This is a genomic window from Bradyrhizobium sp. WSM1743 (assembly GCF_000473065.1).
GTDB lineage: Bacteria > Pseudomonadota > Alphaproteobacteria > Rhizobiales > Xanthobacteraceae > Bradyrhizobium.
Window position 1 is genome coordinate 1 of the sequence record NZ_AXAZ01000122.1, and the last position, 10,270, is coordinate 10,270.

Below are 10,270 nucleotides of genomic sequence, written 5' to 3' on the forward strand. Positions count from 1 at the left end.
TCCCCTGATTCGAGCGGCAAGCGCCCAAGCGATGCGAGTTGATGCGGCGCGTCGATCCAGCCGGGCGCGAGCGGTGGATGCGCCATTTCAGAACTCGATCACCGCTCGGATGNGTTTGCCGGCAGCGAGGCGCGTGAGCCCGACATTGACGTCGACGAGTGAGAGGGTCGAAGTGACGTATTCGTCGAGCTTGAGCGAGCCGCCGAGATAAGCTTTGGCGAGCCAGGGAAAATCGCGCCACGGATCGGCACCGCCGTAACTCGATCGCATAATGCGCTTTTCACCCATCAGCGAGCCCCAGCGGAATGACATCTCGTCGTTGGAGGGCAGCTTGCCGAGCCATACGACCTGACCGCCGGGCCGTACCAGCTCAACGCTTGCGCGAAACGCCGCGCGAGTCCCCGCGGATTCGATCACGCAATCGGCGCCGCGAACATCGGTGAGTTGGGAGTGCGAAGCATCGAGCGCATCATCGGCAAGCAGCGTGTGCGTGGCGCCGACGATCGCAGCGACTCGAGCTTCTCACGTTGCCGGTCGACCCCTATTATGCGGGACGCGCCTGCGAGGCGCGCGCCCTGGACCGCGGACAAGCCCACAGCTCCGCAGCCGATCACAGTAACTGTCGCGCCTTTCTCGATTTTTGCGATATGCGTCGCCGCACCGAAGCCAGTCATTACGCCGCAGCCGATAAGACACGCGCGATTGATTGGCTAAATTAAGAGGCTCATCACCGTCGTGCGGCAGAGGAAGTTCGGGCGACTGAGCCGAGCGGAGCCACGGTGCCGAGCGAGGTCGAGAGCACCTGATCGACACCGCGATGAAGATAGAGTTGTGCAGCGCGCCTTGCCAACGGACTGTTGGTTCCTCATACCAGCAGCGACCTCCCTTGCGTCCGATCGGTGGCGAAGGGCACAGAACTGAAGGACGGCGGGATGACCGCGCGACGCGCATCAGTCATCCCTAGGGTAGCGTCTGGTGAGGGGCCCCGCGGGACCAAGTCCAGTAACGACTACTTAGCCACCTGCTTGGGCGTGTAGCCGACGATGGCCTTGGTCTCTAGGTACTCGTGGAAGCCGTAATCACCCGCTTCCCGACCGTTGCCGCTCAGCTTGTAGCCGCCGAAGGGCGCGGTCAGATCGCCGCTGCCGTTGATCGAGACTTGTCCGGCACGCAGCTTCGAGGCTACGGCACGGATCTCGTTCACGTTGGAACCCGAAATATAGGCCGCTAGACCATACTCGGTATCGTTGCCAATCCTCACCGCCTCGTCAACGTTCTCGTAGCTAAGGATCGACACGACTGGCCCGAAAATCTCTTCCCTAGCGATGGTCATGTCGTTCTTCACGTTGGCGAACACGGTCGGTTTTACATAGAAACCTTTGTTGAGTCCGTCCGGACGCCCGATGCCGCCAGCGACGAGCGTCGCGCCCTCGTTAATGCCAGCCTGAATCAGGTGCTGGATCTTCTCCCACTGGCTCTTGTTCACCACCGGCCCGATAGTGGCGTCGCTGTTCGGATCGCCTACAGTAGTGGCTTCCGCCACTTGCTTCGCGATTGCGATGGCCTCGTCCATCTTCTTTGCTGGCACCAGCATGCGGGTAGGTGCGTTGCATGACTGGCCGGAGTTGCTCATCACTGAGCGCACGCCGGCGCTAACAGCGGCATCGAAGTGGGCGTTCGCGAGGATGATATTTGGACTCTTCCCGCCAAGCTCCTGGGTCACGCGCTTAACCATAGCGGCGGCGTTGCGGGCCACCTCTACCCCAGCGCGGGTCGAGCCGGTGAATGAGACCATGTCGATGCCGGGATGGCTTGCAATCGCGGCCCCAACCACAGGCCCCGCGCCGTTGATCATGTTGAAAACGCCCGGCGGGACGCCGGCAGCATCCATGACTTCCGCCCATATGTAGGCGCTAAACGGCGCCTCCTCGGAAGGCTTCAGCACCATGGTGCAGCCGGTCGCGAGCGCCGGCGCCACCTTCAAGACGATCTGGGAGATCGGCCAATTCCAGGGAGTGATCATCCCGCAGACACCAATCGGCTCCTTGACGATACGTGTGGTGCCGCGGTCTTCCTCAAATTTGAAGGTCTTCAACGTTTCGATGTCGGCCCTTATATAAGCCATGCCCGCCGGAACCTGCGCCTGCTGTGCGAAAGTTGCGGGCGCGCCCATTTCCTCGGTCACCGCTTGGGCGATGGCGTCGAAGCGCTTCTGGTATTCGGCCAAGATGCGTTGCAAGAGCTGGATGCGCTCTTCGCGGCTGGTCTGGGAATAGGTAACGAACGCCCTCTTGGCAGCGGCCACAGCCTTGTCGACGTCGACGGCCGAGCCGACAGAGATGTGGCCGCACACTTCCTCAGTGGCCGGATTTATGACGTCCATCTGTTTGGGCATGTCCGGGTCGACCCAATCACCGTCGATGTAGAACTTCAGGTATTCGCGCATGCGAGCTGCTCCTTGGACTCCCCGCTACCCAGTCATCACAGGGTCTGGCGAGGCGCGCATGTTAGGGGTGACGCTTCAGACGGGTTTGGCGGACTCATGTAATGCTGCCATGCACTGCTGGGGCTGGCCATGTGCGGCACCCGCGCAGATCACTCATACTAAAAGAGCTTCCACGTTCAAAGACCGCGCAGATCGGCACCTGATCACAGAAATTCTGCAAACACTTGGTATTCGGCGGCAAACATTGGACGCCGATTTGGAGTGGCCTCGTCGGGCCGGACAAGGGCGGATCGGCATGGACAACGCGAAGTCGCCACCGTCCGGAAGATCGCCGTTATTCCTTACTGCGCCTGCGTCAACGGAATATCTTCGAGCGGACTGTGCGATCGGACTGTGCAAAGCTGGCCTGATCTTTTTCCGGCCCCCTTCGCGACGGGCTGGCGAGGTCCCGCTGGGACGGTGGTTGTAGCGACCTCAGTCAATCGGCTGGTGGCGGCTCGTCCGCACTCTGCTGGACACCTTGAGGCGCCCGCCCCAGATATCAGCAAGCGGCGCGCTGCGCGCGACCTCGGGCATGGCCATGCCCCAGCAGGCATGAACAGGTCAACTATAGCCGAACCAATGCCTGACTAAACCATCATACCTCAGCCGCGCTAGCGGCCCCCGCAACCTGACCAGCTACGACGGATCGGGCGATCTGACTGGTCTGGCGTTTGCCGCGTGGCACGATCCAGTGATCCGTCGCCGGCGGGCAAATTGAAAAGCCCGACGGCCGACTGTGGCGGGCAAGTCGAGGCTGAACCGGCTTCAGCCTCGATCTCGATGCCACCGACGATCCGGCGCACGGCGATAAGGAGGGGTGGTTCTCACGACTGCTACTGCTGTCTGCCGCTGTATAGCTTCCGCGGTAATCACGACGGGTTATCGCCAAGGCGGAATTGACAAAACGGGGCGACAGCCACCTCTATCAAGACATTTACTGCGCCCGCGGCGAGATGGAGAACAGCATCAAATAGCGCCCAGATTGACCGGTTCCCCGATCGCACCTCCACCGGCACCACGAAGATCAATCAGTTGAGGCTATGGTTTGCCCCCATGGACTATGTGCAGCTCGAGAGACTGCGTTGCATCGCTTTGCAGGCGACTGATCGGGGCGGTGCGAGCTGCGGCACGATTCGCACCAACCTGTTCAAGCTCGCGGCACTGATGATCATCAGCATCCACCGCATTAAATTGGCCATGGCGCTGGCTGTCCGTACCAGTCGGCCTTTGCGAGCAGCTTGTTTGCCGTGCCGGAAATCCACGGTCCGCCCTTCAGCGCAGGTTTAGGTTTAGGTCTCGTCTTTCCGCTTCAGGAACTGGGGTCCGAGATCGACGATCTTGGCGGCTCCGATCTGGGCCATGCTGATGTCGATTTCGCGACGGAAAATCTCCAGCGCCTTCGACGCCCCCATCACTCCGCCGGCGGCCACGCCGTACAAAGTCGGCCGCCCTTGAAAAACGAACTTGGCACCCGCGCATATCGCGATCAAGACATGAAGGCCGCGGCGGACGCCTCCATCAAGCATCACGGTCATCCTGTCACCCACTGCCTCGCAGACGGTTGGCAAAACTTCCAGCGATGACGGCGCATTGTCGAGCTGGCGCCCGCCGTGATTGGAGATGATGACGCCATCGACGCCAAGCGAATGCGCTAGGAGGGCATCATCGGGGTGCATGATCCCCTTTATCACAAAATTGCCCTTCCACAGTTCGCGATAGCGCTCGACAGTTTTCCAGGCCATCGGCGCGCGGAATTGATTGCTGACGAAATCGGCCACCTGTTCGGCGCTGGCGTTCTCACCAGCATACCGCGTCCAATTTCCGAAATAAGGCGTGCCGTGCTGCAACCACTCCATCATCCAGAGCGGATGACGCAACGCTTCGAACCTCGTCTTCCAGGGCAGCTTTCGCGAGGGTCCCCAGCCGTGCCGGATGCTGCGCTCACGGTTTGAGGTTTCCGGCACGTCGACGGTGAAGACCAGAGTCTTTAGCCCGGCGTCGCTCACCCGCTTTATCATGTCCTCCGAGATCGACGGGTCGACGGCTGAGTAAATTTGGTACCAGCCGTGGTTTGGTGCCAGCTTGGCGAGATCCTCGATCGAGCTTGAGCTGTGGCCGGACATGATGAAGGGCACGTTCGCTTCGCGCGCCGCCTCAGCCAACATCAGGTCGGCACCGCGCCGGAACAGGTCCGCCAGCCCGGTCGGCGCGATACCAACTGGACTCGAATAAGTACGGCCGAATAGCGTCGTCGACTGGTCGCGCACGCTTACATCGACCAAGTAGCGCGGGATGACGCGCTGCCGGCGGAAAGCCTGCTCGTTCGTAACGAGCCCAACCTCATCGTCGGTGCCGCCCTCGATAAAGTCATAGCAGATCCTGGGCAGCCGCCTCTTCGCTAATTTGCGCAGATCATCGACGTTTACCACCCCCTGCATCGTTGACCATTCCTATCACCGCCGCTTATTATAATGTCAGGATGTCCTTTCAAACTGCTGGGACAACCAGTTCCACACTTACAATCGGGCACGATGCAAGAACCAAACTCTGAAATTTCGATAATCCGGGCTCGTGCCGAACCGCGCCCCCCGGGAATTTGCCTTTCGAAAGCCAAGCCTCACGTCTCAGGGCGGGAGATCTCGGTCTCCTTGCAGGTGATGAACTCGAGCAGCGCTGGAACGCCTGCCTGCGTCTTCTCGATGCAGCGCCTGATCGCGGGCACGATCTCCTCCGGTCTCGTGACGCGCTCGCCATAGCCGCCGAAAGCGCGCGCCATTGCGGCATAGTCGCCGGAGATGTCGGTCGAACGGTATTTCTCCGTCGCGACCGACATTATCTTCAGCTCGCACGCCATCGAGAAATTGTTGAACAGGATCGACATGATCGGAATCCGCTCGCGCACAGCCGTCTCGAAATCCATACCGGTAAAGCCGATTGCGGCGTCACCCCAGACATTGATACAGAGCTTGTCGGGTCTCGCGAGCTTCGCGCCCATAGCGAGGCCGAGCCCGTACCCGAGCTGTGTGGTCTTTCCCCAGCCGAGATAGGAGAGGGGTTCGACCGCCTTCCAGAACGGCGAGAGCTGATCGCGAGGGCTGCCGGCATCATGGGTGATGATGGTGTTATTGACGTCGACCGTGCGATACAGGTCCCACAGCACGCGGTAGGGGCTGAGCGGGTCGTCGTTGCTGGTGAGCTTCGGCATCCACTTTGCGAGCCACTCCCTATGTGAGGCCGCGATTTCTTCCGCTACTCGTGTCGCATTCCGGTCTGACGTTACCGTCTTTCCGATCTCGTCCAGCAGCGCATCGAGTACGAGCCCAGCATCGCCAACCAGACCAATATTTGCCTGGATATCCTTATTGATATGGTTGGGGTCGAGCGTGGAATGGATAATGGTCTTGCCCTTCGGCATAGCGATGCCGAAGTAGGTCTCCGTGAAAGAGCAACCAATTCCGAAGATTACGTCTGCCTCGCCCAGAAACTTTGTCACGGCTCGCGGCACCGCGAGCCCGCCGGAACCAAGCGACAGCGCATGCGTCTCGGGAAAGGACGATTTGCCGCCCAAGCTCGTTGTCACGGGAATAGCGAGCCGTTCGGCCAAGCGTTTCAATTGCGACCAAGCCCGCGCATAATGCACGCCTTGACCCGCATAAATCACTGGGCGTTTAGCATTGATCAGAAGCGAGGCGGCTTGTTTGATATCGGCGGGATCGGCACCATAGCGCGCCCGCAGTACCGGTGTGTAGTTCAGGGGCTCCGGCACCTCCTCGTTCCACATATCCTCTGGAATTTCGACAATTACCGGCCCGCCGCGACCATTCTTAAGTTTGGCGAAGGCACGTCGGAACACGTTGCAAACTTCAGAGGCCAGAATGATTGGCTCGGCGGATTTCGAGAATGCCTTCATCGCTTGGCTGGAGTTGAAGTTCGGCTCGATGTTCGAAAGTCGGCGCTGATAGCCCATCGGCAGCACCAGCACAGGAACCGAGTCTCCAAAACATTGCGCGACACCACCCATGGCGTTCTCCGCGCCGGGGCCATTTTGCATACAAAAGGCTCCAATGGCGTGCCCGGAGGTGACTCGGGAAATTGCGTCCGCCATGTGAATACCGACGCGCTCCTGGCGCACCATGACCGGACGAATGCCGGCACTCGCGGCATATTCGATCAGGTGATTGACCGGATAGCCGCAGAGAATCTCGATCCCTTCACGCTTAAGAATTTCCGCGATCGCCACACCGAGTTTCATTATCGCCTCTCCCAAATCAACCGACCATCTTTGTCGGCTGCACCTAGCGTTCTCACCCCTTGCCGATCGTCCGCAGAAGACAGCTCACTGAACCGGCTCTTGCGGGGCACAACGTTGTCAGCCGCACGGGCACTGGGCCACATGCAAGCCGCCATCGCCACCTGGAATCCCTGTCGTTTGATCGCAACAACTCCGACTATCGGGCAACTGCGCAGCGCGCCCAAATGGCATCCATGCCGCTGCTCTCTCGCGTCCATACCTTCCGGCCGAGGATCATGCGAGATCGGCAACTCTTCGCTCATTTCAGGCGGATCAAGCATTGTACAAATCTTCTCTGGTAAGGAGGGGAAAATCGTTGCGCGGCTCCCGGACAAGGCAAACACGTAGGGCATGTCGACGCCTAAAGGCTGCAAAAATTGACCAACAAGATTGGAAATTCTGCAAGATGCGAGCGCTCCTCTCGAGTTGAAGGCTGGCATGCAGCCAGCCAGTCGCCAGGTAAGGCACAATAAGCACATCAGCGGCCTTTCCGAGCAGACACTTGAGGGTTGGCAAGAACCTGTTCGATCAGGTTCAGATTGGGCGAGTATTTTGGTAGCAAGAATTGTTTGTCTCCGACGAATGAGCTGAGCTTGATTTTGTGACTGCCGAGATTGTCCATGACCACGATGTCGCCAAGACTAAGGGGCGGCAGCAGAAGAAGCTTCTCGACTTAGGTCCGAAAGATCACGCAGTCGATTGGCCCCTCGATGAACCATGGCGTATCGATCCGGTCATACCGCAGGGCTGCCAGGAGGGTCGTGCTCTTGCCAGCCCGTGGGGCACTTAGGCGAGCAACTTGCGCCCGCGCGGCGCCTATCCCCGCAAGGGAGGCATGTCGGTCCTCCAGGTTTTCGTCGATGAAGATCGACGCGACCTTGACACTTTGCCCAGTGAGCTCGTCGTCGTGCGACCTCGGGACGATAGCGTTCGCCAGTCACCACGCTTTTTACAAGCTGAGCTTCTCGGCACGGCTTTCGTTCAGCGTCACTCGCCCCGTCGGAACGACAACACAGCCGGCCGACCGAACACGATCCTCTTGTTGCTCCTGTCGGCTGGAGCCGTTAGCAGAAACTCTTTCCGAAACGAATGCTCTACCCTCGGTTGAGGATCCACACCCAGCACATGTCGATTGCCGCGCTCGGATAATGTTTGGCTGGCGCGATAAACTCTTGCTCCCGAGTAGCCGACATGCATCAGCACGAACCGAGTTTCGGGGAAATCCTGCAGCAAGCGACAGAGATCGGCGGCGTTCGCGGACACGGGTAAGCTGCATTAAGCCCGTAGCCGCGCAGATAGCCAGTGTGCAGCTTGACTGGCACGCCGCACTCACCAGCCTTGCCGACCCAATAGCGAAAGAGAAGATCCCGCAGCGACTTGAGGATTCGAAACTAGGTCGTGCTACATTTGGCCGACACGGTGCAGAAACAGCCGCGCCGCATGCGCTTTGGCGATGGGCGCGAAATCAAGCGCGCGCGAAGAGGCAATCAGGCATTTAACCGCCACGGCTCTGGGTCCGTACTTCGTGAACTAGAAATCGATGATGTTAAGCCATCCGTCCAGAAAGCCCGGCTGTTTGTCTGTTTCGGGCTCCACGCGGGCAACGTCCACAACACTGCACCGGCAAAATTCGAGGATGCTGAGATCCTGCGCAAGTAGCGCCGGCTGGTCGGTCTCACGGTATTTTTCAGCGATGCGTGGCACGCTGTCGGCATTCAGGTCGCCCTCCCCATAGAGGCCGCGAAGCGCCTGAGCATAACCGGTTTGGCGAACACGGTCCAAGCAAGGTGCGACCAGCCGATACTTTGCCGCTCGAAAGATGCGGCCCGACAACGCGTTGCAGTTAGGCAGCCGGCGTCACGCAACCACCAGATCATGGCCAACGTAGCTGCTGACCACAAAGGTCCAGTCGTCGCAATGCAGCCACCCATCGATTACGCTGGAGACGCGCTAGCTTTTCCTCCATCAGATGCTCGTGGGGTATCACGAACGGCGGCCAATACTGTGATCCGTCGGTCGGATTTCGTCATGATTTCTCGCGATTGCTGTGGAACTGGCAGATCGCTGTTCGGTGAAGAGGGAAGCGGAAGCTCTCCGCGCCCTCTCTTCTTTCTTGTCACGAGCTAAGCGGTAATGCGCAGGAGCAGTTGGTCGCCCTTGCGAGACTAAAAGGCGATTTCAGCGGCTTACGAAGTCGAGCCTGATCCCGCATGCCCCCTTCTCCAAATTAGCGTCGGCCGACTGAAGCAATTAACGTTAACGACGTGGCCCTTGGATCATATTGACCTCACACCTAGCCAAGCCTGGGTAATCCCCACTTGGGTCGGAAACGGTTAACCAGCCGGCGAACGGAAGCTTAACCCGCGGCCCGCTCATCATTTCCCTTATAGAAAAACGTCTGTCTTTTCTCGGCTGAGCGTTGCCGGAACGAAAGACACTCAGGATCCATATCGTACGCTGGAGTTGGCTCATGCTGAAATGAGCCGAAAGTATCAACTCCGCGTACAAGCGTCGCAGTGTCCTCACCCTCAAGCTGGCGAACGTGGGTCGGGATATAGCGGATAGCGAACCCGATCCGACGTTGAGTTTCCGAACGATTGGGGGCAGAGCCGTGAACCAAGCGGACGTGGTGCAGCGACATCTCGCCGGGCTCCAACTCAAGCATCACAGATGAGCCTGGATCGACTTCGACCGCGATCTCCTGCCCTCGCGAAAGCATATTATCCTTCGCAAAAGTATCTCGGTGCGGGATCTGGTCCTTGAGGTGCGTGCCGGGTATGACCTCGAGAGCTCCATTAGCTTTGGTACTTTCGGTCAGCGCAACCCATGCCGTAACCACGTCCGGACTCGATAGACCCCAGTATGTTGAATCTTGGTGCCAGGATACGTAAGACGGATCGTTAGGCTCCTTAATGAAGAGGTCCGACATCCAGCACAAGAGATTCTCGCCGTACAAATCCTCTATGGCATCGACAATCCGCTCGTCGCGGATCAGTTCGTTAAGCCAGGTAAAGAGCAAATGCCCGTTAGCACGAAGCGGCTTGCTGACGGCAGCGCTGAAGGGAGCACCGGCACTTCTCTCGAATTCTTCAAGCCGCTGTCTGATCGAGGCCGCGCGTTCTTTCGAAATTACGCGGACGCGCGGAACGTAGCCATTCTTGCGGAAGCCATCGATTTGATCCGGCGACAAGATTTTTGACATGAGCACCTCCTTTTTGCCAACAACCAATGCTAACTGCCATTCGATATTGATTTAGCGCGACTAGATCGGTGCTGGCGCCCAAATACAGCGCTGCATTGGCTTTTTATGATGAAATTAGTCGCGCCCTCGTTTAGTTCAGCGCGCTCTCTGTCGCTTAAGGTAACCCGTTGTCCCGCAGAAACCGCCCGACTTCGCCATTCAGTAACGCGACGCTCCGAGGTTCCGCCTCCGATGCGGCCACGTGGCCGCTGTCGAATGGCAGACGCAGCAGCTGGGCGCCCCCGATCTG

At 59.1% G+C, this 10,270-nt stretch carries 9 protein-coding genes; 1 reads left to right on the plus strand and 8 read right to left on the minus strand.

All coding sequences use genetic code 11. The features are described from left to right. Positions 1-87: 87 nt before the first annotated feature. The 3 genes from YU9_RS43855 to YU9_RS0137410 all read right to left on the minus strand — a co-directional run bounded on the left by YU9_RS43855 (position 88) and on the right by YU9_RS0137410 (position 2,446). Positions 88-504, minus strand: a complete 417-nt coding sequence (locus tag YU9_RS43855; RefSeq protein WP_198028363.1) for a zinc-binding dehydrogenase — start codon at positions 502-504, stop codon at positions 88-90. After that, positions 414-674 (minus strand): hypothetical protein, encoded by a 261-nt coding sequence (locus YU9_RS50960; protein ID WP_027577290.1) that lies wholly within the window; start codon positions 672-674, stop codon positions 414-416. The genes YU9_RS43855 and YU9_RS50960 overlap by 91 nt, the downstream gene beginning before the upstream one ends. A 335-nt stretch (positions 675-1,009) precedes the next feature. Then, the gene (locus YU9_RS0137410) at positions 1,010-2,446 is read right to left on the minus strand and encodes an aldehyde dehydrogenase family protein (protein WP_027577291.1); all 1,437 of its coding nucleotides are present in this window, start codon (positions 2,444-2,446) and stop codon (positions 1,010-1,012) included. A gap of 1,023 nt (positions 2,447-3,469) precedes the next feature. Here YU9_RS0137410 and YU9_RS46910 point away from each other — a divergent pair. Next, entirely contained in the window at positions 3,470-3,775 is a 306-nt protein-coding gene (locus YU9_RS46910; protein WP_256375940.1) for a transposase, read from the plus strand. 2 nt (positions 3,776-3,777) lie between these two features. Here YU9_RS46910 and YU9_RS0137420 read toward each other — a convergent pair whose 3' ends face one another. From YU9_RS0137420 to YU9_RS0137445, 5 genes are all read right to left on the minus strand, one after another. Further along, positions 3,778-4,926, minus strand: a complete 1,149-nt coding sequence (locus YU9_RS0137420; protein ID WP_027577293.1) for an alpha-hydroxy acid oxidase — start codon at positions 4,924-4,926, stop codon at positions 3,778-3,780. 179 nt (positions 4,927-5,105) lie between these two features. Continuing rightward, positions 5,106-6,740 carry a thiamine pyrophosphate-requiring protein gene (locus YU9_RS0137425; RefSeq protein WP_027577294.1) on the minus strand — a complete coding sequence of 545 codons (1,635 nt, stop codon included), beginning with the start codon at positions 6,738-6,740 and terminating at the stop codon, positions 5,106-5,108. Between the two features lie 517 nt (positions 6,741-7,257). Continuing rightward, positions 7,258-7,407, minus strand: a complete 150-nt coding sequence (locus YU9_RS51325) for a hypothetical protein (RefSeq protein WP_371259253.1) — start codon at positions 7,405-7,407, stop codon at positions 7,258-7,260. A 902-nt stretch (positions 7,408-8,309) separates the two neighbouring features. Continuing rightward, positions 8,310-8,561 carry a hypothetical protein gene (locus YU9_RS0137440; protein WP_027577296.1) on the minus strand — a complete coding sequence of 84 codons (252 nt, stop codon included), beginning with the start codon at positions 8,559-8,561 and terminating at the stop codon, positions 8,310-8,312. A gap of 574 nt (positions 8,562-9,135) precedes the next feature. Next, positions 9,136-9,981, minus strand: coding sequence for a phytanoyl-CoA dioxygenase family protein (locus tag YU9_RS0137445; RefSeq protein WP_027577297.1), 846 nt, complete (start codon positions 9,979-9,981; stop codon positions 9,136-9,138). Between the last annotated feature and the right edge of the window lie 289 nt (positions 9,982-10,270).

Bases quoted from the DNA above. Each gene is read 5' to 3' on its own strand.
- YU9_RS50960 (WP_027577290.1), bottom strand. From the start codon at position 674: ATGACTGGCTTCGGTGCGGCGACGCATATCGCAAAAATCGAGAAAGGC.
- YU9_RS0137410 (WP_027577291.1), bottom strand. From the start codon at position 2,446: ATGCGCGAATACCTGAAGTTCTACATCGACGGTGATTGGGTCGACCCG.
- YU9_RS0137420 (WP_027577293.1), bottom strand. From the start codon at position 4,926: ATGCAGGGGGTGGTAAACGTCGATGATCTGCGCAAATTAGCGAAGAGG.
- YU9_RS0137425 (WP_027577294.1), bottom strand. From the start codon at position 6,740: ATGAAACTCGGTGTGGCGATCGCGGAAATTCTTAAGCGTGAAGGGATC.
- YU9_RS0137445 (WP_027577297.1), bottom strand. From the start codon at position 9,981: ATGTCAAAAATCTTGTCGCCGGATCAAATCGATGGCTTCCGCAAGAAT.